The sequence below is a fragment of the Pseudomonas sp. p106 genome (assembly GCF_003936645.1).
Lineage (GTDB): Bacteria > Pseudomonadota > Gammaproteobacteria > Pseudomonadales > Pseudomonadaceae > Aquipseudomonas > Aquipseudomonas putida_E.
Genome location: NZ_RHQR01000003.1, coordinates 161,098 through 182,205 on the forward strand (window position 1 = coordinate 161,098; position 21,108 = coordinate 182,205).

Below are 21,108 nucleotides of genomic sequence, written 5' to 3' on the forward strand. Positions count from 1 at the left end.
TACGGCGGGCCGCGCATGCGGGCCGGGGATCAGTTGCGCTCGCGTACCCAGAACAGCGTGGCCCCTGCCACCGCTGCCGGCATCATCAGTACGTTCACCACCGGCACCATCAGCGCCAGGTAGGTGATGCCGCCAAAGCCCAGGCTTTGCCAGCGCTTCTGGCGCAGCCAGGCGAGCATGTCCTGCCAGCTCATCTTGTTGTTGTCCGCCGGGTAGTCGATGTACTGGATGGCCATCATCCACACACCGAAGATCAGCCATAGCGGCGCTGCGATCACGTTCACCACCGGGATGAACGAGAGGATGAACAGCGCGATGGCCCGTGGCAGGAAGTAGCCAAGCTTGCGCATTTCGCGGCCGAAGGTGCGTGGCACCATCGCCACCAGCTCGCCCCAGCTGAACGCCGGGAAGTTGTCCTCGCCACGTACCACCACCTCGACCTTTTCCGCCAGAAAACCATTGAAAGGCGCGGCGATGATGTTGGCCACCAGGGTGAAGGTGAAAAACACCATCAATACCAGCAAGGCGACGAACAGCGGCCAGAGGATGTAGCTGAGGAAGCTCAGCCAGTCCGGCAGGGTAGGCATCAGGGCATCGAGCCAAAGGCCGAACTGGTGGCCGGCGAAGTAGATCATGCCGCCGAACAGCAGCAGGTTGATCGCCAACGGCAGCAGTACGAACAACCGCAGATTGGGGCTGAGCACCAGTTTCAGGCCTTCGCGCAGGTACTGGGGGCCAGAGAGGACAGGGGCTTGCATCGAGACGCTCCGCAGAGAAGGGAAAACGCGCTGACCTTACCGGCTTTGCCGCGCCGACGAAAGGCGGGCAGAGGATGGGAAACTGCCTGTAACAAAAGCACGACGGCCTTTTCCATAGGAGAAATTGACGTATAGAGGATGCCTATGAGGTGGATTGTCGAAGGATATTTCCTTAATCTCTGCCACCTCGCTACAGTGCGCTCAACTTTCAGGTTTCGGACCTGCGCGTTGTAGCCTTCCCCAAGTGCTGCGTGGGTCCTTTTTAATTTCAGCTGGCGCAGCCGGTATACCGATGCCGGCCCCTGAGGCCCGCTCGACAGGAGTTCGACATGTCTGAAGTACGTCATTCGCGCGTCATCATCCTCGGTTCCGGCCCTGCCGGTTACAGTGCCGCGGTGTACGCCGCCCGCGCCAACCTCAAGCCGCTGCTGATCACCGGCATGCAGGCCGGCGGTCAACTGACCACCACCACCGAAGTCGACAACTGGCCTGGCGACCCCCATGGCCTGACCGGCCCGGCGCTGATGCAGCGCATGCAGGAACACGCCGAGCGTTTCGAGACCGAGATCGTCTTCGACCACATCAACGCCGTCGACCTGGCCAACAAGCCCTTCACCCTGCAGGGTGACAGCGGCAAGTACACTTGCGATGCACTGATCATCGCCACCGGTGCCAGCGCGCGATACCTGGGCCTGCCCTCGGAAGAAACCTTCATGGGCAAGGGTGTGTCGGCCTGCGCTACCTGCGACGGCTTCTTCTACCGCAACAAGCCGGTGGCTGTGGTCGGCGGCGGCAACACTGCCGTTGAAGAGGCGCTGTACCTGGCCAATATCGCCAGCAAGGTAACCCTGGTGCACCGCCGCGAAACTTTCCGTGCCGAAAAGATCCTGGTCGACAAGCTCAACGCCCGTGTCGCCGAAGGCAAGATCGAGCTCAAGCTCAACGCTACCCTGGACGAAGTGCTGGGTGACAACATGGGTGTGACCGGTGCGCGCCTGAAGAACAACGATGGCAGCAGCGACGAAATCAAGGTCGACGGCGTGTTCATCGCCATCGGCCACACGCCGAACACCTCGCTGTTCGAAGGCCAGCTCACCCTGAAGGACGGCTACCTGGTGGTCAACGGCGGCCGTGAAGGCAACGCTACCGCCACCAATGTCGAAGGCGTGTTTGCCGCAGGCGACGTGGCTGACCACGTTTACCGCCAGGCGATCACCTCTGCCGGTGCCGGCTGCATGGCGGCGCTGGACGTTGAGCGCTACCTGGACGGCCTGGCCAACGCCTCGTTCTGATCCGCAGCGCACAAAAAAACCGGCCATCTGGCCGGTTTTTTTGTGTCTTGGGTTTTGTGCAGGTTTCGCCCCCTTCAGAGGCTCAGGCGCATCGACAGGTCGACGGCCTTCACATCCTTGGTCATCGCTCCGATGGAGATGTAGTCCACCCCAGTCTCGGCAATCACCCGCAGGGTGCTTTCGGTCACCCCGCCACTGGCCTCCAGCTTGGCTTTGCCAGCGGTAATGCGTACCGCTTCGCCCATTTCGTCCAGGCTCAGCTCGTCGAGCATGATGATGTCGGCACCGGCGCTCAACGCCTGGCGCAGTTCATCCAGGCTTTCCACCTCGATTTCCACCGGCTTGCCCGGAGCAATGCGGTGGGCTGCCGCTACTGCTTCGGGCACACCGCCGCTGGCGGCAATATGGTTTTCCTTGATCAGGAAGGCATCGAACAGGCCGATGCGATGGTTGTGGCAGCCGCCGCAGGTCACTGCATATTTTTGCGCCAGGCGCAGGCCGGGCAGGGTCTTGCGGGTGTCGAGCAGTTGCACCTGGGTACCGTCGACCAGGTCGGCGAGCGCACGGGCACGTGTGGCCACGCCCGACAACATCTGCAGGAAGTTAAGCGCACTGCGCTCGCCGCTGAGCAGTGAACGTGCCGGGCCTTCGAGGTGGAACAGCACCTGGTTGGCCGTGGCGCGGTCACCATCGGCCACCTGCCAGTGCACCGCCACACGCGGGTCGAGTTGACGGAACACGGCATCGACCCAGGCGGTGCCGGCAATCACGCAATCTTCGCGGGTGATGATGGTGGCCTTGGCCAGGCGCTCGGCCGGAATCAGCTGCGCGGTGATGTCGCCGCTGCCGATGTCCTCCAGCAGGGCGCGGCGCACGTTGGCTTCGATCTCGGCGGTCAGGTCGGCAAGGCGTAGGTTCGGCATGGTCGGCTCCACAAGCAAGTTGCCGGCGATTATAGGGCAGGGGGCCGCTGTTTACAGCCGCCTTGCACCTGACCTTTGGTCAGGCGGAGTGAGCATTTGGCAAAAAATACAGTCATTTACCGGCGAGTGAAGAGGTGCTGGCAGGTATCGGCATTTTTACCGATAATGGCGCCCAGTATTTGGCGTCATAGCTTTGACGATTTTTCACTTTTATCGAACACGTCGCCCAGCAAGGAGTTCGGGATGCATAAAGAAGGCAAGGTGGTGCCCCTGGCGGCCGCCATCGATCGGGGTGCGCGCACGCCCTTGCCTTGCCTGCCGATGCTGTTGCTGCAGGTGCGCGACAAGGCGGCCCTGCAATTGCGCCAGGGCTTGCAGGCTTTGTTCGACAACGCTGACGATACCCTCTTTGAAATGGCCGAGAAGGCTGCTGACCGTTTCGATCAGAACCTGTATTTCGAGGCCATGCGCGACTTGCGCCTCAAGCGCAAGAGCATCGAGCGCGGCTTTCTCGACAGGTTCTACGAGAGGTTCGCCCGCATAGGTGAGGCCGAGCCACTGGGCTTCGTGGCCATTACCGATCACCCGAAAAACAAGGCGCAACAGGAGCGGGCAGCGACCGTCGAGGGTATGGTTGCGCGCGTGCTGTCGCGCGACGCAATTGCCCTGGAGCAGTTGACCCTGCGTTTGCAGGCCCTGCTCGAATGTACGCTGGACCTGCAAAAAAGCCCCCTGGCGCCTGGCGCATTGTGTGGCTACTTCCTTGATGCCGGGCGTAACCTGGGTGTTGGCCTGCGGGTCAAACTGGTCCTGCTGAAGTTGTTCGAACGTTACGTGCTGCGTGATACCGACGTGCTCTACGGCGAAGCCAACCAGTTGCTGGCCGCTGCCGGCGTGCTGGCAGAGCTGCCGCCTGCGCCGCGCCGGCGTGCCGAGGACTGTCGCCTGAGCTCGCGGCGGACGCCGGCCAGCCTGGGGCCTGACGAGGCCATCGGCGCGGACAGTGCCGGCCAGGCTTTCTTCACCTCGGTGCAAGGGCTGCTGGCACCGGCCCGCGGCAGGATCGCGCCACGCTTGCAATCCATTGCCACAGCCCAGCCGATAAGCACCGCCGACCTGCTGCGCCTGCTCACGCATTTGCAGCACTATGTGCCGGCTACCTTCGACGAAGACGATTTCGACCTCGGCCAGCAGCTCGAACAGTTGCTGTTGCGGGTCAGCGTGCGCAGTGGCACCCGCCGGCGTATTGCCACGGCCGACATAGACATGATCAACCTGGTCGGCCTGCTGTTCGACTACATTCAGGCCGATGACAACCTGCCGTACAGCCTGCGGGCGCTGATTGCCCGCCTGCACATCCCGTTGCTCAAGGTGGCATTGCTCGACAAAGGGCTGTTCAGCCGCGCCAGCCACCCTGCTCGGCGCTTGCTCAATGAGATCGCTGCAGCCTCGATCGGCTGGGAAACCGGTAGCGAAGGCCTGCGTGACAGCCTGCACCTGCGTGTAGGGCGCATCGTCCAGCGTCTGCTCAATGACTTCACCGAGGACTCGGCCCTGTTCGCCGAACTGCTGGAGGACTTCATGGCCTTCAGCCAGGATGAACGGCGGCGCAACGAACTGCTCGAGCAACGCACCCGCGATGCCGAAGAAGGGCGTGCGCGCGCCGTGCAGGCTCGCCAGCAGGTGCAACAGGTACTCAACCAGCGCTTGCGCGGCCGGGTGCTGCCTCAAGCGGTCGTGCAGATGCTGGTGCAAGCCTGGAGCCAGGTGCTGCTGCTGGCATGGCTCAAACAGGGTGAGGGCTCTTCGGCGTGGATCAACGCCCTAGCGACCATGGACACATTGCTTGCCAGCATCATTCCCCGGCGTGATCCGCAGGCCCTGCTGCAGCAAGTGCCCGGCCTGCTCAAGGCATTGCGTGAGGGTTTGGCCGGCGTGGCGTTGGACTCGCAGGCGACCCGCGACTTTTTCCAGCAACTCGAGCAACTGCACCTGCGTGCCTGTGCGGGGGCCGAACTGCCGCTAACCCCAGACGGTCAGGCTCTGGCCGAAGTGCTGGTGGCTGAGGACATCGTGCTGGCCATGGCCGAAGAGCCCGCTTGTGCGCCGCTGCACCCGCACGACGAGCAAGCCGCACAACTGCGTGCGGTACAGCGCCTGCGCATCGGCGCCTGGATAGAAGTGCTCGACGATGACGAGCCGTTGCGCTGCAAACTGGTGGCGCGTATCGACAGCAGTGACCGCCTGGTATTCGCCAACCGCACCGGGATGAAGGTCCGCGAGTGGAACATGCTGGGCCTCGCCCAAGCACTGCGCCTTGGTGAGGTGCGGCTGCTGGACGATGGCCTGCTGTTCGAGCGGGCGCTGGAGACCGTGCTGGAAAGCTTGCGCCAGCAGCAGGTTCATTGACCTGCTACTGCAGATTCACATGCAAAGCGCGATACTGGCAGGGCATACTGCGCCTCTGTACCCAGCGTTCTTCAGGAACTGCCCCATGCAATTGGACCGTGCCACCGGCTGGTTCCACGGAAACGGAATCACCCACTGCCCTTCGCCGAACTTCAACGCGCGACCCGAGGGCGAATCGATTTCCCTGCTGGTGATCCACAACATCAGCCTGCCGCCGGCCTGCTTCGGCAGCGGCAAAGTCCAACAGTTCTTCCAGAACCGCCTGGACCCTAGCGAGCATCCCTACTTTGCCAGCATCAGCCACCTGACCGTATCGGCGCACCTGTTCGTGGAACGCGACGGTGCGGTGACCCAGTTCGTGTCGTTGCTCGACCGTGCCTGGCATGCCGGCGTGTCATGTTTTGACGGGCGAGAAGGCTGTAACGACTTTTCCATCGGTATCGAGCTGGAAGGTACCGACGACCTGCCTTACAGCGATGCCCAGTACCGTGTGCTGGAGCAACTCACCCGGCAGATTCAGGCGGCCTGGCCGGTTATCGACCTGGGCCGGATCCAGGGCCATAGCGATATTGCCCCGCAGCGCAAGACCGACCCTGGCCCGGCATTCGACTGGCAGCGTTACCGCGCAGCCGTGCAGCACAACGAGGACAAGGCATGAGTTTTCTGGTGTTGATACTGGCGTTGTGGGTCGAGAAGTTCTCCGCCCTGCGCCATCAGGTACAGCGCGATGGCTTCTTCCTGGGCGAGCTGGTGCGCCTGGAGCGCAGCGGGAAGGTGCACCCCTGGTGGAGCCTGGCCATCCTGGTGCTTGCACCCGTGGCGGTGCTGGTGTTGCTGCTGCACGTGCTCGACCCGGTGGCCTATGGTTTGCTGGCCCTGCCGGTGCACCTGCTGGTGCTGATCTACAGCCTCGGCCGCGGCGATGCCAAGGCCGCCCTTGGGCCGTTTCGCGATGCCTGGCGGCGCGGCGACGACCAGGCCGCGCTGCATGTGGCCGAGCGCGACCTGGGCCTGGTGGCTGATGAACCCCAGGCTTTGCTGGTGCGCGTGCAAGGCTACCTGTTGTGGCAGGCCTATCAGAGTTTCTTCGCCGTGATCTTCTGGTACTTCGTGCTCGGCCCCGGGGCGGCGCTGGCCTATCGCCTGCTGGCGCTGACAGGCGATAACAGTTGCCAGCCTGCGCTCAAGGCCCGGGCCGAGCAGCTGCGGCACATCATGGACTGGCTTGCGGTACGTGTGTTGGCCCTGAGTTTCGCCCTCGTCGGCAATTTCGTCGCAGTGACCCGCGTGATGCTGCACGAACTGCTCAACTGGCACATCAGCGCCGGGCACCTGGTGGCCAGGGTCGGGCGGGTTGCCGATGACATTCCCGAACAAGAGGACAGCCAGCGCGGTCTGGCTCGGCTCGATAGCCTGTGGGAGCTGCTGCTGCGCTGTGCGGTGCTGTGGTATGCGGGCTTTGCGCTGTGGACGGTGCTGGTCTGAGCGCCGGTTAACCTTAAGTTACAAACCTCCGGTTCGATCTGCGCTATACAGGTGGCCTAGTGCTACCCCTCGCAGAACAACAAGAATCCAAGGAGGTGCCCCGTGAAGCGTCTGCTCTACCCGGCAATCGCACTGATGAACCGGCTGAGCTTCGGCCAGAAGTTCAGCCTCATCAGCGCCCTGTTCTTCCTGCCCATGCTCGCCACCAGCAGCTACCTGGTGCGCGACGCCTATCAGCAGTTTCAGGCAACCCGTGCCCAATTGCAGGGTATTACCCCGCTTAGCGGCAGCTTGGCATTGCGCACCGACCTGGAAGCCCTCGGCAACCTCATGCAGATCAATGCCGTGCTCGGGCAGTCGGGCCAGGCCGGCGACCTGGAGTCACGCATCGCTGCGTTGCAGGACAAGGTCCAGGCACAGGTGCAGGCCCTGCAGGGCCATGAGTCGGTTCCCCAGGCCAAGCTGGACGAGCTGGCTGGCGCTTTTGCCAGCGCCCAGGCCGAAACGTCCTTGCAGGCCAAGGTCGCCCTGTTCGACAAGCTGCTGGCTCAAGCACAGGTGCTGAGCAAACTGGTGGCCAGCCAGTCCGGCCTGAGCCAGGACAGCCAGGTTTCGGTGCGCCAGTTGAGCGAACTGCTCGGCACTGCCACCGCCCAGGTGACCCTGGCCTTGGGCGAGGGCAGGACGATGGGCGCCATCGCGCTTGGCCGAGGGTTCATCGACTCATCCGGCAGCGTCCGCTTCGAAGACCTGCTGCAACGCCTGGAGCGTTTGGCGGCGGACTATGGCATGCGGGTGGATGAAGCCCTGGCCAGTGACCCCGGCGTCCCTGCCGACATGACCGCCGCGGCACAGGCCAGCAAGCTTTCCGTCAAGCAAGCCGCCGCGTTGTTCGAGGAGCGTGTGGTGGTCGCTGAAACCCTTGATGCGCCCTGGCCCGCCTTCTATCGACAGGTGAGTGAGCTGATGGCTCACACCTACCAACTGAACGAGCAAGTCCTTGGGCATCTGCACCTGCAGTTGCAGGAGCGTCTTGGCCAGCAGCGCCTGCGCATGGTCGCCTTGGGGGCCGTACTGGCGGGCGTTTTCGCACTGATCCTTTACCTCTACGGGGGCTTCTATGTATCGATCCGCACGACCCTGCGCAAGCTGGGCGGCGCGATGGACAAGGTGGCGGCCGGTGACATGACGGTCAGTTTCAAGGCCAACAGCCGCGACGAACTGGGCGAACTGGCCCAGGGCTTCAGCGAAACCGTGCGCCGTATCCGTTGCCTGATCGAGCAGGTCGGCCACACCGTTGTGGCGGTCGAAGCGCAGGCCGGGCAGGTACTGGCGGTATCGGCACGCAGCAGCCAGTCAGTCAGCGGCCAGCGTGAACAGATCGAGCAGGTCGCCACGGCGATGAACCAGATGAGCGCCACTGCGCAGGAAGTGGCGCGCAGCGCTGCATTGGCCGCCGATGGTGCGCAGCAGGTCAACCACGAAAGTGCCAATGGCCGCACGTTGGTGCAAGAGCAGCAGGGCAGCATTGGCCGGCTGGCAGCCGAAATCGACCAGACGGTGCTGGCGATCAATCAGCTGGCTGACGACAGCCAGGCGATCAGCCAAGTCCTGGAGGTGATCCGCAGTATCGCCGAGCAGACCAACCTGCTGGCACTCAACGCTGCAATCGAGGCAGCTCGGGCCGGTGAGCAAGGCCGGGGGTTTGCCGTGGTCGCTGATGAAGTGCGTACCTTGGCCAAGCGCACCCAGGATTCCACCGCGCAGATAGCGCAGATGATCCAGCGTTTGCAGGACGGTGTCGGGGCAGCGGTTCGCGCAATGGGCAGTAGCCATCAGATGGCTGCGGGCACGGTCGAGGAGGCACGCCAGGTGCAGCAGGCGCTGGGCAACATCCTTGGCGCGGTTGGCGGCATTGTCGAGCAGAACCAGCAGATAGCGGCGGCGGTAGAGCAGCAGACGGCGGTGGCCCATGACATCGACCAGAACATCGTGGCGATCAACCAGGCGGCACAGGACACCTCGGTGGGGGCTTGCCAGGCCGAGGATGCCAGCCGGGCATTGTCGGAGCAGGTGGTAGAGTTGAAACGGTTGATCGGGGCGTTCAGGGTTTAGCCAGTACTACCAGCCAAACAGCTCACAGGCGTTCTTGCTGCTGGCCTCGGCCAACACGTGCACATCAATGCCCATTACCTCAGCCAATGCCCCGGCAATCTCCGGTAAATGCTCCGGGCTGTTTCGCTCACCGGCAAACATCGCCGGGGCCATGTCCGGGGCGTCGGTTTCCAGCACGATGCTTTCCAGCGGCAGGCGCGGCAGGGTCTTGCGCAAGCGCACTGCCTGCGGCCAGGTCCCGGCACCACCCAGCCCGAGCCGGAAACCAAGCTTCATGTACTCGCGCGCCTCTTCATAACTGCCCGCGAACGCGTGGATGATCCCGGCCCGCGCCGGCTTGTAGCGCTTGAGTGTGGCAATCACCTGGGCATGGCTGCGGCGCACGTGGAGCAGGGCGGGCAGTTCGAAGTCACAAGCCATCTGCAATTGTGCTTCGAACAGCGCTTGCTGGCGCGCCTTGTCCAGCGTCTCGACGTAGTAGTCCAGGCCGAACTCGCCCACGGCGCACAGCCGCGGATCGCCCTGCAGGCGTTCAAGCCATTGGCGCAACTGCACCAGGTGCTCGGGGCGGTGCTGCTCCAGGTAGATCGGATGCAGCCCAAGCGCTGCGCGCACGCGCTCATCGCTGCAGGCCAGCTCCCACACCCGCTGGAAATTGGCCTGATAAACCCCCAGCACTACCATGCGCTCCACCCCACGCCCTGCCGCGTCAGCCAGCAGGCGCGTGCGGTCGGCATCGAAGTCGGGGAAGTCCAGGTGGGTGTGAGTGTCGATCAGGCGCATGTTCAGGCCACAGTAATACGTTGCTTGAAGGTTCGACCGATGGCATGCACGCCGGGTTCGTAGCGTTTGTCCTCGATGGCCGCCAAGGCAAGTTCCAGGGCGGTGGCGGCGATCAGGCCATGTTGCTGGGCCATGGCGTTGACCGGCAGCGGCAGAAAATCGAGCAACTGGTTGTCACCGAAGGTGCCCAGGTGCAGCAGGCGCGAATCGGCCGGGCGCGCCTGCAGGGTGTCGAACACGCCTTGCAGCAGCACGTAGGACGTCGTGACCAAGGCATCCGGCAGGCCGCCCAGCTCGTCGATCAACTGCTGCATCAAGCGCTGGCCGCATTCGCGGCTGAATGCCTCGCCTTGATAACGGCGCACGTCCCCGGCAAAACCCTGCATAGCTTCGTCGAAGCCGCCTGCGCGGGCCTGGCTGACCGACAGCTCCGGGCGCGCGCCGATCAGTGCGATGCTGCGCGGTGCCGTGGCCAGCAGGCTATCGGCCAACTGGCGGCTGGCATCGCGATCATCGCTGATGACCGAACAAAAGTGTGCCGGGTTCAGGCGCCGGTCGATGGCGATAACCGGCAGGCCCTTGTCCTGCAGTTCGCGGTAGCTGTCATCTTCGGGGGGCAGGCAACTGGCGACGAACAGGGCATCGCAACGCCGGGCCCGGAACAGCTGCTGCAGTTGGCGCTCACTGTCGGGCCTGTCATCGCTGCTGGCGATCAGCAGTTGATAGCCACGGGCGCGGGCGCCTTGCTCCAGCTGCTTGGCAATGCGCGCGTAGCTGGGGTTTTCCAGGTCCGGCAGAATGAAGCCCAAGGTGCGGGTATGCCGGCTGCGCAGGCCCGCAGCCTGGGGGTTGGGCGTGAAGCCGTGGGCCTCGACCACCGCACGCACCCGCTCGACGGTGCTGTTGCTGATGCGCTGCTGTTCGGCCTTGCCATTGATGACGTAGCTGGCAGTGGTCACGGACACACCAGCCAGACGGGCGATATCGCTGAGTTTCACCGAATTTTCCTTGTTATTACCGGGGCGGGCTGTACAACCAGACCGGGCAGTTTGACCCGGGCCGGCCACCACGCGCAGACGACCATTGTCGCAATTGTCCGACAGGATGGGGCTTTTTCCCCGGAAGATTATCGAGTAACGTGGCCGCTTGGTCAGATTAAACGTTTCAGCTATTAATTTTTCTGCCTTCCCTGCCGCTCGTGCAAGGCCGTTGACTGGCTGAATACGTGAATTTCACAACAATACCTCAGTACCCGGTGCAAAAGTGCGCGCAGGGGCTGCAAAAGGAGAAGGTCATGCTCGAGCTCGCCAAAGAGCAGATAGCCATGGGCCAGACGGCCGTCGACAAAGGCCAGGCTCTGCGCCTGCTGGCGGATCGACTGGTCGCTGACGGCCTGGTCGCCGAAGGGTACCTGCAGGGCCTGCAGGCGCGCGAAGCGCAAGGTTCTACATTCCTCGGCCAAGGCATCGCCATCCCCCACGGCACGCCGCAGACCCGCGACCTGGTGTATGCCACTGGCGTGCGTTTGCTGCAGTTTCCTGAAGGCGTGGACTGGGGGGACGGCCAGATCGTCTACCTGGCCATCGGCATTGCCGCACGCTCCGACGAGCACTTGCGTTTGCTGCAGTTGCTGACCCGTGCCCTGGGCGAGACCGACCTGGCCGAAGCCCTGCGCCGTGCCAGTTCCGCCGAAGCGCTGCTCAAGCTGCTGCAGGGCGCACCCCAGGCGCTGGCGCTGGATGCGCAACTGGTCAGCTTGAACCTGCCCGCCGAAGACTTCGACGAGTTGGCCTGGCGCGGTGCCCGCCTGTTGCAGCGTGCCGGGTGTGTCGACAATGGTTTTGCCGCGGTGCTGCAGCAGGCCGAGCCCTTGCCCCTGGGCGAGGGGCTCTGGTGGCTGCACAGCGAGCGGCAGGTACGTCAGCCAGGCTTGGCCTTCGTCACCCCGCAGCAGCCGCTGCGCTACCGCGACCAGCCACTCAATGGCCTGTTTTGCCTGGCCAGCCTCGGCGCTGCCCACCAGGCGCTGCTCGAGCGCCTGTGCGAGGTACTGATCGAGGGGCGCGGGCAAACGCTTTACCAGGCCACCAGCAGCCGCGCGGTACTTGAGGTGCTGAGTGGTGAGACCGCTCCCGACTGGCCCAGCGCTCGTTTCGTGCTGGCCAACCCACATGGCCTGCACGCCCGCCCGGCAAAAATCCTGGCGCAGTTGGCCAAGGGTTTTGAGGGCGAAATCCGCCTGCGTGTGCTGGACAGCGCGCAACCTGCGGTTTCGGTCAAGAGCCTGAGCAAGCTGCTCAGCCTTGGCGCACGCCGTGGCCAGGAACTGGAGCTGCTGGCCGAGCCGTCCATTGCCGGTGATGCCTTGCCGGTACTGCTGGCGGCAATCGAGCAGGGCTTGGGTGAGGACGTTGAGCCATTGCCGAAAACTGCGGCTGCGGTGAACCCAGCGCCCGTCGAGGTGTTGCAGGCGCCGGCTGCCGGTAGCCGTATCCAGGCCGTGGCTGCGGCCCCCGGCATTGCCAGTGGGCCCGCGCATGTCTGCGTCGAGCGTGACATCGATTATCCGCTGCGTGGCGAATCGCCAGCGCAGGAGCGGGTCAAGCTGCGCCGGGCACTGGAGACGGTGAACGCCGAGCTGCAGGCCCTGGTGCAGCGCAGCGACAAGGCCGTCGGCGAGATCTTCGTCACCCATCAGGAAATGCTCGCCGACCCTGCACTGGCCGACGATGTCGAACTGCGTCTGGCCCAGGGTGAAAGCGCCGCCGCCGCGTGGATGGCCGTGATCGAAGCGGCGGCCCGCCAACAAGAGGCGCTGCATGATGCGCTGCTCGCCGAGCGTGCTGCCGACCTGCGCGATATCGGCCGCCGGGTGCTGGCGCAGTTGTGCGGTGTGCAGACGCAGGCCGAGCCTGAGCAACCTTACGTGCTGGTGATGGGCGAAGTCGGCCCTTCTGATGTGGCCCGCCTGGACCCGGCGCGGGTTGCCGGTATCGTCACCGCCCATGGCGGCGCAACCGCTCACAGCGCGATCGTTGCGCGGGCCTTGGGCATCCCGGCGGTGGTCGGCGCGGGGGCGGCGATTCTGCTGCTTGAACCAGGTACGCCGCTGTTGCTCGATGGCCAGCGCGGCGTAGTCAGCGTCGCCCCGCCAGCCGATGAGTTGCAACGTGCGCTGGCCGAGCGTGACCTGCGCGAGCAGCGCCTGCAAGCAGCCTGGGCCAACCGTCATGAGCCAGCGGTAACCCGCGATGGCCATGCCGTCGAAGTATTCGCCAACATCGGCCAGAGCGGCGGCATCGACAAGGTGGTGGAGCAGGGCGCCGAAGGTATTGGCCTGCTGCGCACCGAGCTGATCTTCATGGCCCACTCGCAGGCGCCGGATGTCGCCACCCAGGAAGCCGAATACCGCCGTGTGCTCGATGGGCTGGGCGGGCGGCCACTGGTAGTGCGCACCCTCGATGTGGGCGGTGACAAACCGTTGCCCTACTGGCCGATCGCTGCCGAGGAAAACCCCTTCCTCGGTGTGCGGGGCGTGCGCCTGACCTTGCAGCGCCCGCAGATCATGGAAGACCAGCTCCGGGCCCTGCTGCGCGCCGCGGATCAGCGCCCGTTGCGCATCATGTTCCCGATGGTCGGCCAGGTGCATGAGTGGCGGGAGGCGAGGGCGATGGTCGAGCGCCTGCGCGAGGAAATTCCGGTAGCCGACCTGCAACTGGGCATCATGGTCGAAGTGCCGTCCGCCGCTTTGCTGGCGCCACAATTGGCCCGCGAAGTGGACTTTTTCAGTATCGGCACCAACGACCTGACCCAGTACACCTTGGCCATCGACCGTGGCCACCCCAGCCTGTCGGCCCAGGCCGACGGCCTGCACCCGGCCGTGCTGAGCCTGATCGACATGACCGTGCGCGCTGCCCATGCCGAGGGCAAGTGGGTAGGGGTGTGCGGTGAACTGGCCGCCGACCCGCAGGCGGTGGCGGTGCTGCTGGGCCTGGACGTGGACGAACTGAGCGTGGCCGCCCGCAGCGTTGCCGAAGTCAAGGCCCTGGTTCGCCAGGCCGATCATCAGACGGCCCGCGCCCTGGCGCGCGAGGCCCTGCAACAAGACAGCGCCGCAGCGGTTCGCGCGCTGGTGGAGCGTTACTGAATGGCCAAGATCCTTACCCTGACCCTGAACCCGGCGCTGGACATCACCGTCAGCCTCGATGCCCTGCGCCCCGGGCACGTCAACCGTGCCCAGGACCAGCACAGCCATGCCGCCGGCAAAGGGCTGAACGTGGCCCAGGTACTGGCCGACCTGGGGCACAGCGTGACCGTCGGTGGTTTCCTTGGCCAGGGCAACCTGCAACCGTTCGAGGCGTTGATCGAATGGCGCGGCTTTGCCGATTGCTTCGTGCGTGTACCGGGTGAGACGCGCAGCAACCTCAAACTGGTCGAGGCTGATGGCCGGGTGACCGACATCAATGGCCAAGGCCCCCAGGTCGATGAGGCCGCATGTGAGGCCCTGATGCGCCTGCTTGAACAGGTGGCCCCCGGGCATGACGCCGTGGTGGTGGCTGGGAGCCTGCCACGCGGTATCAGCCCTGACTGGTTCGCCCGGTTGCTCGAACAGCTCAAGGGCCAAGGCCTGAAGGTTGCCTTGGACAGCAGCGGTGCGGCCCTGCGCGCAGGCCTGCAGAGCGCCCCCTGGCTGGTCAAGCCGAACACCGAAGAGCTGGGCGAAGTGCTTGGCCTTGACGTGCACAGCGCCGCCGAACAGCAGGCTGCCGCCCAGCGACTGCTGGCCACGGGTATCGAGCACGTGGTGGTGTCGGCGGGGGAGCAGGGCGTCAGCTGGTTTACAGCTGGCCACGCGCTGCACGCCCAGCCACCGCAGGTGCAGGTTGCCAGCACGGTGGGCGCGGGCGACTCGCTGGTGGCGGGCATGGTGCACGGCCTGCTGCTGGCTGAAGCGCCTGCGCAGACCCTGCGCCGCGCCACGGCCATCGCCGCCCAGGCCGTGACCCAGGTCGGTTTCGGTATCCGTGACCGCGAGCAACTGGCGCGCCTGGAGGCCGCCGTGCAACTGACAGAACAACAAGAGGCTCGCCGATGAACATTGCCATTGTCACCGCCTGCCCCAACGGCCAGGTGTCCAGCGTGCTGAGTGCGCGCCTGCTGGCCGCTGCCGCCCAGCGCCGCGGCTGGAAAACCTGCGTGGAAGTGCAGGATGCCGAGCATCCCGACCGCCAGCTGAGCGCCGCGCAGATCGCTGATGCCGACTGGGTGCTGGTTGTCAGCACTGGGCCGGTTGATCTGGCCCGCTTCGCGGGCAAGCGTTTGTTCCAGAGCACACCGGCGCAAGCGCTGGCCGACCGTGAAGGTTTCCTCGACGAGGCGGCCGCAAATGCCCAGGTACAGGCCGATACTCATCAAGCCGAACAGCCCCTGGCCACTGCTGCGGCCAAGCTCGTCGCGGTAACCGCCTGCCCGACTGGCGTGGCGCACACGTTTATGGCAGCCGAAGCGTTGCAGCAGGCCGCGCAACAGCTTGGCTATCAACTGACGGTAGAAACCCAAGGCTCGGTTGGCGCGCGCAACCCGCTGTCGGCCCAGGCCATCGCCGAAGCCGACGTGGTGCTGCTGGCCGCCGATATCGAAGTGCCCACGGCCCGTTTTTCCGGCAAGCGGATCTACCGTTGCGGTACCGGCATCGCCCTCAAGCAAGCCCGCGCCACGCTGGACAAGGCCCTGGCCGAGGCCAAGGTGGAAAGCGCAGGTGACGCTGCAGCCGCTTCAAGTGCCGGCAAGGTCGAGAAAACCGGTGTTTATAAACACTTGCTGACCGGTGTTTCTTTCATGCTGCCGATGGTGGTGGCAGGCGGCTTGCTGATCGCCCTGTCGTTCGTCTTCGGCATCGAAGCCTACAAGGAACCGGGCACGCTGCCGGCTGCATTGATGCAGATCGGCGGCGAGGCCGCATTCAAGCTGATGGTGCCGTTGCTGGCGGGGTACATCGCCTGGTCCATCGCCGACCGCCCGGGCCTGGCGCCCGGCATGATCGGCGGCCTGCTGGCCAGCACCCTGGGGGCCGGTTTCATCGGCGGTATCGTCGCCGGCTTCCTCGCCGGTTACAGCGCCAAAGCCATTGCGCGCTGGGCACGCCTGCCGAGCAGCCTCGATGCGCTCAAACCGATCCTGATCATTCCGCTGCTGGCGAGCCTGTTCACAGGCCTGGTGATGATCTACGTGGTCGGCCAACCGGTGGCCGCCATGCTCGAAGGCCTGACGCAGTTTCTCGACAGCATGGGCACCACCAACGCCATCCTCCTTGGGCTGCTGCTCGGCGGCATGATGTGCATCGACCTGGGCGGGCCGATCAACAAGGCGGCCTATGCCTTTTCGGTAGGGCTGCTGGCATCCTCGAGCTACGCGCCGATGGCGGCGACCATGGCGGCCGGCATGGTGCCGCCGATCGGCCTCGGTATCGCCACGTTCCTGGCCCGGCGCAAGTTCGCCCAGAGCGAGCGCGAGGCCGGCAAGGCCGCTCTGGTGCTGGGTTTGTGCTTCATTTCCGAAGGCGCCATCCCGTTCGCCGCCAAAGACCCGCTGCGGGTCATCCCGGCAAGTATCGCTGGCGGCGCCTTGACCGGCGCCCTCTCGATGTACTTCGGTTGCAAGCTGATGGCGCCCCATGGCGGGCTGTTCGTGCTGCTGATTCCCAATGCGATCAACCATGCGCTGTTGTACCTGCTGGCCATTGTCGCGGGTAGCCTGCTGACGGCGGTGGTGTATGCGCTGATCAAGAAGAGTGAACGGGTGGAAATGGTCGTGGCGCCGGCCAAGGGCTAGGGCGTTCGATCACCACTGGCCTCGTCGCTGGCAATTCGGCTCCTCAGGTACCCCACGGCTCTCAAGGTCATGGGTGTACCTGGGGAAGGCGGCTTGCCGGCGATAGGCCGCAACAGGCTCAGCGCCTATGCTTTTGCCGCAACGGCACCAGCAAATCCCCCAGGCCGTTGTGATCGACCTCGTGCATCAACGCCAGCAACCCACCCAGCTCACCCGCCGGAAACCCCTTGCGCGCAAACCATGCCAGGTAGTCACCCGGCAGGTCGGCGATGATCCGGCCTTGGTATTTGCCGAAGGGCATGGTGCGGATTACCAGCAGTTCAAGGGTTTCCGGTCTCATCGGCAGTGCCTGGCAGTGGAAGTGCGCCGACCATACTGCAATCTGCACGAGCGCCCAAGCGGCAATCATGCATAACGCCGTTTTCCAGCGAGGCGTTATTTTTTTAACCTATTGTTTTTAAAGTAATTTTATTCAATGGAAAGCTTGGCACGAAGGCTGCTCCTGTTTACATGACTATTACCTGCCAAGGAGTTTTAGCCATGAGCGACCTCAACAAAGACGTAATCGACGTGCTCAACAACCTGATCGAGTACAGCAAGGACGGCGAGAAAGGGTTCAAGGAGTCGGCCGATGATGTGAAAAACCCGGAGCTCAAAGCGTTCTTCGTCCAGCGCGCTGGCGAATGCGCCAATGCAGCAGGCGAACTGCAGAGTGAAGTGCGCCGCCTGGGTGGCGACCCGGAAACCTCCACCAGCTTCAGCGGCGACCTGCACCGCGGCTGGGTAAACCTCAAGTCGATGGTTACCGGTAAGGATGAAGAGGCCGTGCTCAACGAAGTAGAGCGCGGTGAAGACCATGCCCTCAAAGCCTACAAGGAAGCGCGTGAGAAGCTGGTCAAGCTGGGCCGCTCCGGCAGTGATTCGAGCTATATGCTCGTGGAAAAGCAACTGGAGGGCGTGCAGCGTAACCACGACCAGGTGAAGGCACTGCGCAACGCCGCCCGCGCCCGCTCCTAATCCGCAGGGCCCTCTACCCGGTTTCGGCCTTTGGCCTTGGCCCGGTAGAGCGCCTCATCCGCGGCACCCAGCATGGTCGCGAGGTCTTGTTGGGTGCCGGGGGTGTGTACGCTGATGCCGATGCTCACCGTCACCGCGTGTACATCATCGGCAAAAGGTGCCAACGCCTCGACATGCGACCGGATCCTCTCTGCCAGCAAACGGGCACCGGCCAGTTCGGTTTCCGGCAAAACCACCTGAAACTCCTCCCCCCCATACCGCGCCGCCAGGTCTGCCGGGCGTCGTATGCACTGCTCGATCGTCTTGGCCACTTCACGTAACGCGTGATCGCCGCCGGCGTGACCATGGCGTTGGTTGAATGCCTTGAAGTGATCCACATCCACCATCAGCACGGCCAACGGCTTACGGTTGCGCTGGGCGCGTGCCCACTCCTGGCGTAACACCTGATCCAGCCGGCGACGGTTGGCCAGGCCCGTCAGGCTATCCGTTGCTGCCAGTGTGGCCAGACCCTGTTCGGCCTCATGCCTGCGGCGCAATTCGCGGCCCAGCAGCAGGGTGAGCCAGAGAATGCCGATGCACAGCACGCCTGTGGCGATACTGACCACCAACGCGGTGCGGCGCCATGACTGGAACACCTCATCGGCAGAATGCACCACCAGTATGATCAACGGCAGGTCGGCGACCCGGGCGAAGGTGTACATGCGCTGGGTGCCATAGAGGCTGGAGCGGGCTGTAAAGCTGCCGCTGCGCTCGCCCAGGATGCGTTTGAAGTTGGGGCGGTCGGCAACGCTGGTGCCGACCAACGGGTCCTGATCGCGGCGCGGCTGGCGGGCGAGCAACTGGCCGTCGACGTTGAGCAGGTTGATGCTGCTTTCATGGCCGATATCAAGGCGCTGGAACAGTTCACTGAAATAGGAGAGGCGCAGTGCCCCGGCGGCTACCCCGGCAAAGCTGCCATCGGCTGCGGAGATGCGCCGGCTGAAACTGATGCACCAGTCGAGGTCGCCGAGCCGTGCCTTGAACGGCGGGCTGATCAACAAGCCCAGGCCAGGGTCGCGGCGATGGGCCCGGAAGTCGAAGGTGTCGGCGAAATTGGCCTGGCGCGGGGTGACGCTGGTGGAGTCGCCCACGACGTCGCCATTGGCATCGAGCCAGAGAATATCGCCGCGCACCGGGGCCGCAAACGTCTGGTTGAAAAGGATCTGCTGGCGCAGGTTGGGCGCGACCTGCAGCAGTTCGGGATGCTGTACCGCCCAGATCAGCCCACGCAAGGATTGGTCGTAAAGTTCGACGTTGCGCAGGATGTCGCTTTCGATCAGCTGGACGATATTGCTGGAGGAGCGGATGGCCGATTGCTCGACACTCTCGCGCTCGCGCCCCAACAGATAACTGACGATGCCCACGATAGCGAGCACGGCGATGCAACTGCCCAGATTGAGGATCAGCTCGGGGTGCGACCTGTAGAGTGCGAGACGCGGTAATCGAGTGGGCATGCGCGCTACTGCTGAGGCAGGGCCGGTTGCGGCGGGCGACATTCTAGGGAAGTGATGATTGTCGGACAAGATTTGTCCGACGGAATCATGCATTGGGCTGCTGTGCAGCCCATCGCCGGCAAGCCAGCGCCTACCGGTCTGCACACACCGTGTGGGGCTGACTTGCGGTCCCAGGTCAGAACACGTTCAACGGATAATCGACGATCACCCGCAATTCGTCGTTATCGCTGTTGTTGTCGATCGACGCATACCCCTGGCTGCCGCGGTGTACGGCATAGCGCACCAGCACCGACAGGTCCTTGAAGTCGCCTTCCTGGAACACGTACTTCACGTCCAGGTCACGTTCCCAGTGCTGGGCGTTCTTGCCATCGGCGCGGTAGTAGTCGTAGTGGGTTTTGTTCTGGTCAGCCTTGGTCAGGTCCGCCTCGCCACGCGAGTACGACACGGTGGTGCTCAGCCCTGGCATGCCGAGCCCGGCGAAGTCATAGCCGTACTGCAGCTTCCACGAACGCTCGTTGGGTGCGTTGAAGTCCGAGTACATGCGCGAGTTGTCCAGGTACACGCTGTCGCCCAGGTTGATGTAGTCGAACGGCGTGTCGCCATTGACCCGCTGGTAGGCGGCGGTAACGCTGTGATAGCCGGCGTTGACGGTGAAGTGCACGCTGTAGGTGTTGTTGTCGATCTTGCCCAGCAGCGCCTGGCCTGTGTCCTGGGTGTGGTAGAAGTGCACGCCCGGGTTGAGGCTGACCAGGTCGTTGACCACGTAGGTGTAGTCGAAATCAGCGTAGTACTGGTTCCAGATGTCCTTGAGCTCGGCGGCGTAAAGGTTGGCAGTGATGTTCTCGGTGCCGCTCCACGACGCGCCAGCCCAGTTCAGATGCTTGCTTTTGTCGTGCTCATCCAGCGAGCCGTAGTAGGTGTCGATGCGGCGGTGGCCGCTCTGGTTGTACGGCTTGGTGAAGCTGACCTGGCCACCTTCGAGCAGCAGGCCGTCGATGCTGGTGTTGGTCAGGCTGACGCCACGGAAGGTCTGCGGCAGCATGCGGGTTTCGCCGCCGGCGATTACCGGGTTGGTAAGGAACAGGTCACCGGCCTTGAGTTCGGTGTCGAAGGCCTTGAGCTTGACCGCCGCGCCTGCGGTGGAGAACGAGTGCGGGGCGGCGCCCAGTTCGCCGTTGTCCTTCACGTGTTCGGGCAGGATGCTGGTGCCGGCATGGCCGCCACCGCCATCGAGCTTCAAGCCCAGCATGGCGTGCGCATCGAGGCCAAAGCCGATTACGCCTGGCGTGTAGCCCGACTCGAAGCGGGCAACCGCGCCTTGGCCCCACTCGCGGGTGTCGCGCACGCCGCTGTTGTGGTTGTCGCGGTTGAAGTAGGCGTTACGAAAATGCAGGTTGAAGGACGAGCCTTCGATGAAGCCATCAGCCTTGTCTTCATCAGCCTGGGCGGCGAAAGGCATCGTTGCAGTCAATGCAATGAACAGCGGGGTAAAACGAAACGCGGAAGGCACCGGTACTAGCTCCTTTGATCTGACGGTGGGGCAGTTTTTATTTTTGAATGTGCAACTTTCTTGTTAGAGAAATAACGGCCGGGCTGAGCGCCAAAGCACATAAAAAAAGCCGCTGATCGGCAGCGGCTTTAAAAGGCTAACATATCGGCACCGGCGGTGCCCATGGTGTAGCCGGGGGGAAACGGGAGCGGCATCGTTGCGCGATCAGCTCTCGGCATTGGCGTCGAGGGAAACCTTGGAAGCTGTCTGTTCCGCATCTTTGCCTGCGTCGGCCTTGTGCGCGACGGCCTCGCGGGCATCCTGGTGAACAGCGGCAAGCTGTGCATTACGGGCGACGAAAGCCGGGGATTCTTCGGCCATGGCCAGGGGCGACAACAACAGGGAAGACAGAACGAAAACGCTGGCAATACCCATACTGTTGGACATGTTGAAACTACCTTCTTGCGGGGCAAGTGCTAATGGAGACAGGGCTAAAGTTAGTCTCTTCATTGC

General features: G+C 63.9%; 17 protein-coding genes. 9 read left to right on the top strand and 8 right to left on the bottom strand.

Annotated elements, in window-relative coordinates:
- Window positions 1-29: 29 nt before the first annotated feature.
- The gene (gene cysZ / locus EGJ09_RS05385; RefSeq protein ID WP_012316215.1) at window positions 30-758 is read right to left on the bottom strand and encodes a sulfate transporter CysZ; all 729 of its coding nucleotides are present in this window, start codon (window positions 756-758) and stop codon (window positions 30-32) included.
- 329 nt (window positions 759-1,087) lie between these two features.
- Here cysZ and trxB point away from each other — a divergent pair, with 329 nt between their 5' ends.
- Window positions 1,088-2,050, top strand: a complete 963-nt coding sequence (gene trxB / locus EGJ09_RS05390) for a thioredoxin-disulfide reductase (RefSeq protein WP_003247318.1) — start codon at window positions 1,088-1,090, stop codon at window positions 2,048-2,050.
- Between the two features lie 74 nt (window positions 2,051-2,124).
- Here the strand turns inward: trxB and nadC are convergent, their stop codons facing one another.
- Complete coding sequence (gene nadC / locus EGJ09_RS05395; RefSeq protein WP_125923404.1) at window positions 2,125-2,973, bottom strand: carboxylating nicotinate-nucleotide diphosphorylase; 849 nt, start codon at window positions 2,971-2,973, stop codon at window positions 2,125-2,127.
- A gap of 243 nt (window positions 2,974-3,216) precedes the next feature.
- Here nadC and EGJ09_RS05400 point away from each other — a divergent pair, with 243 nt between their 5' ends.
- The 4 genes from EGJ09_RS05400 to EGJ09_RS05415 all read left to right on the top strand — a co-directional run bounded on the left by EGJ09_RS05400 (window position 3,217) and on the right by EGJ09_RS05415 (window position 8,982).
- The gene (locus EGJ09_RS05400) at window positions 3,217-5,382 is read left to right on the top strand and encodes a DUF1631 domain-containing protein (RefSeq protein ID WP_125923405.1); all 2,166 of its coding nucleotides are present in this window, start codon (window positions 3,217-3,219) and stop codon (window positions 5,380-5,382) included.
- Between the two features lie 85 nt (window positions 5,383-5,467).
- On the top strand, window positions 5,468-6,040 hold the full coding sequence (gene ampD, locus EGJ09_RS05405; protein ID WP_046784524.1) for a 1,6-anhydro-N-acetylmuramyl-L-alanine amidase AmpD: 573 nt from the start codon (window positions 5,468-5,470) through the stop codon (window positions 6,038-6,040).
- Window positions 6,037-6,867 (top strand): regulatory signaling modulator protein AmpE, encoded by an 831-nt coding sequence (gene ampE / locus EGJ09_RS05410; protein WP_046784523.1) that lies wholly within the window; start codon window positions 6,037-6,039, stop codon window positions 6,865-6,867. The genes ampD and ampE overlap by 4 nt, the downstream gene beginning before the upstream one ends.
- 102 nt (window positions 6,868-6,969) lie before the next feature.
- Window positions 6,970-8,982, top strand: a complete 2,013-nt coding sequence (locus tag EGJ09_RS05415; RefSeq protein WP_125923406.1) for a methyl-accepting chemotaxis protein — start codon at window positions 6,970-6,972, stop codon at window positions 8,980-8,982.
- Window positions 8,983-8,988: 6 nt separating this feature from the next.
- Here EGJ09_RS05415 and EGJ09_RS05420 read toward each other — a convergent pair whose 3' ends face one another.
- Together EGJ09_RS05420 and cra are read right to left on the bottom strand one after the other, a co-directional pair.
- Window positions 8,989-9,765, bottom strand: coding sequence for a TatD family hydrolase (locus tag EGJ09_RS05420; RefSeq protein WP_125923407.1), 777 nt, complete (start codon window positions 9,763-9,765; stop codon window positions 8,989-8,991).
- Between the two features lie 2 nt (window positions 9,766-9,767).
- On the bottom strand, window positions 9,768-10,763 hold the full coding sequence (cra, locus tag EGJ09_RS05425; RefSeq protein WP_012316208.1) for a catabolite repressor/activator: 996 nt from the start codon (window positions 10,761-10,763) through the stop codon (window positions 9,768-9,770).
- 296 nt (window positions 10,764-11,059) lie between these two features.
- On the opposite strand from cra, the gene ptsP reads away from it, so the two are divergent.
- Genes ptsP through EGJ09_RS05440 form a run of 3 tightly spaced genes read left to right on the top strand, consistent with a single transcriptional unit; the run spans window position 11,060 to window position 16,596 of the window.
- Entirely contained in the window at window positions 11,060-13,912 is a 2,853-nt protein-coding gene (gene ptsP / locus EGJ09_RS05430; RefSeq protein WP_125923408.1) for a phosphoenolpyruvate--protein phosphotransferase, read from the top strand.
- The gene (gene pfkB / locus EGJ09_RS05435) at window positions 13,913-14,860 is read left to right on the top strand and encodes a 1-phosphofructokinase (protein WP_125923409.1); all 948 of its coding nucleotides are present in this window, start codon (window positions 13,913-13,915) and stop codon (window positions 14,858-14,860) included.
- Entirely contained in the window at window positions 14,857-16,596 is a 1,740-nt protein-coding gene (locus tag EGJ09_RS05440; RefSeq protein WP_125923410.1) for a PTS fructose-like transporter subunit IIB, read from the top strand. Before pfkB ends, EGJ09_RS05440 begins: the two co-directional genes overlap by 4 nt.
- A 118-nt stretch (window positions 16,597-16,714) precedes the next feature.
- Here EGJ09_RS05440 and EGJ09_RS05445 read toward each other — a convergent pair whose 3' ends face one another.
- A complete protein-coding gene (locus tag EGJ09_RS05445) occupies window positions 16,715-16,936 on the bottom strand; it encodes a DUF3820 family protein (RefSeq protein ID WP_125923462.1) in 222 nt (73 codons plus the stop codon).
- A 200-nt stretch (window positions 16,937-17,136) separates the two neighbouring features.
- Here EGJ09_RS05445 and EGJ09_RS05450 point away from each other — a divergent pair, with 200 nt between their 5' ends.
- Window positions 17,137-17,613 (top strand): PA2169 family four-helix-bundle protein, encoded by a 477-nt coding sequence (locus EGJ09_RS05450; RefSeq protein ID WP_125923411.1) that lies wholly within the window; start codon window positions 17,137-17,139, stop codon window positions 17,611-17,613.
- Here the strand turns inward: EGJ09_RS05450 and EGJ09_RS05455 are convergent.
- The 3 genes from EGJ09_RS05455 to EGJ09_RS05465 form a co-directional block, all read right to left on the bottom strand.
- Window positions 17,610-19,106: a diguanylate cyclase gene (locus tag EGJ09_RS05455; RefSeq protein ID WP_125923412.1), complete on the bottom strand. Its 1,497-nt coding sequence runs from the start codon at window positions 19,104-19,106 to the stop codon at window positions 17,610-17,612. The genes EGJ09_RS05450 and EGJ09_RS05455 overlap by 4 nt on opposite strands.
- A 175-nt stretch (window positions 19,107-19,281) precedes the next feature.
- Window positions 19,282-20,616: an OprD family porin gene (locus EGJ09_RS05460; RefSeq protein WP_125923413.1), complete on the bottom strand. Its 1,335-nt coding sequence runs from the start codon at window positions 20,614-20,616 to the stop codon at window positions 19,282-19,284.
- A gap of 204 nt (window positions 20,617-20,820) precedes the next feature.
- Complete coding sequence (locus tag EGJ09_RS05465; RefSeq protein WP_046784514.1) at window positions 20,821-21,042, bottom strand: hypothetical protein; 222 nt, start codon at window positions 21,040-21,042, stop codon at window positions 20,821-20,823.
- Between the last annotated feature and the right edge of the window lie 66 nt (window positions 21,043-21,108).

What these genes read in the sequence shown, in the direction of transcription:
- cysZ (WP_012316215.1), bottom strand. Translation starts at nt 758, where the DNA reads ATGCAAGCCCCTGTCCTCTCTGGCCCCCAGTACCTGCGCGAAGGCCTG.
- trxB (WP_003247318.1), top strand. Translation starts at nt 1,088, where the DNA reads ATGTCTGAAGTACGTCATTCGCGCGTCATCATCCTCGGTTCCGGCCCT.
- nadC (WP_125923404.1), bottom strand. Translation starts at nt 2,973, where the DNA reads ATGCCGAACCTACGCCTTGCCGACCTGACCGCCGAGATCGAAGCCAAC.
- EGJ09_RS05400 (WP_125923405.1), top strand. Translation starts at nt 3,217, where the DNA reads ATGCATAAAGAAGGCAAGGTGGTGCCCCTGGCGGCCGCCATCGATCGG.
- ampD (WP_046784524.1), top strand. Translation starts at nt 5,468, where the DNA reads ATGCAATTGGACCGTGCCACCGGCTGGTTCCACGGAAACGGAATCACC.
- ampE (WP_046784523.1), top strand. Translation starts at nt 6,037, where the DNA reads ATGAGTTTTCTGGTGTTGATACTGGCGTTGTGGGTCGAGAAGTTCTCC.
- EGJ09_RS05420 (WP_125923407.1), bottom strand. Translation starts at nt 9,765, where the DNA reads ATGCGCCTGATCGACACTCACACCCACCTGGACTTCCCCGACTTCGAT.
- ptsP (WP_125923408.1), top strand. Translation starts at nt 11,060, where the DNA reads ATGCTCGAGCTCGCCAAAGAGCAGATAGCCATGGGCCAGACGGCCGTC.
- pfkB (WP_125923409.1), top strand. Translation starts at nt 13,913, where the DNA reads ATGGCCAAGATCCTTACCCTGACCCTGAACCCGGCGCTGGACATCACC.
- EGJ09_RS05440 (WP_125923410.1), top strand. Translation starts at nt 14,857, where the DNA reads ATGAACATTGCCATTGTCACCGCCTGCCCCAACGGCCAGGTGTCCAGC.
- EGJ09_RS05445 (WP_125923462.1), bottom strand. Translation starts at nt 16,936, where the DNA reads ATGAGACCGGAAACCCTTGAACTGCTGGTAATCCGCACCATGCCCTTC.
- EGJ09_RS05450 (WP_125923411.1), top strand. Translation starts at nt 17,137, where the DNA reads ATGAGCGACCTCAACAAAGACGTAATCGACGTGCTCAACAACCTGATC.
- EGJ09_RS05455 (WP_125923412.1), bottom strand. Translation starts at nt 19,106, where the DNA reads ATGCCCACTCGATTACCGCGTCTCGCACTCTACAGGTCGCACCCCGAG.
- EGJ09_RS05465 (WP_046784514.1), bottom strand. Translation starts at nt 21,042, where the DNA reads ATGTCCAACAGTATGGGTATTGCCAGCGTTTTCGTTCTGTCTTCCCTG.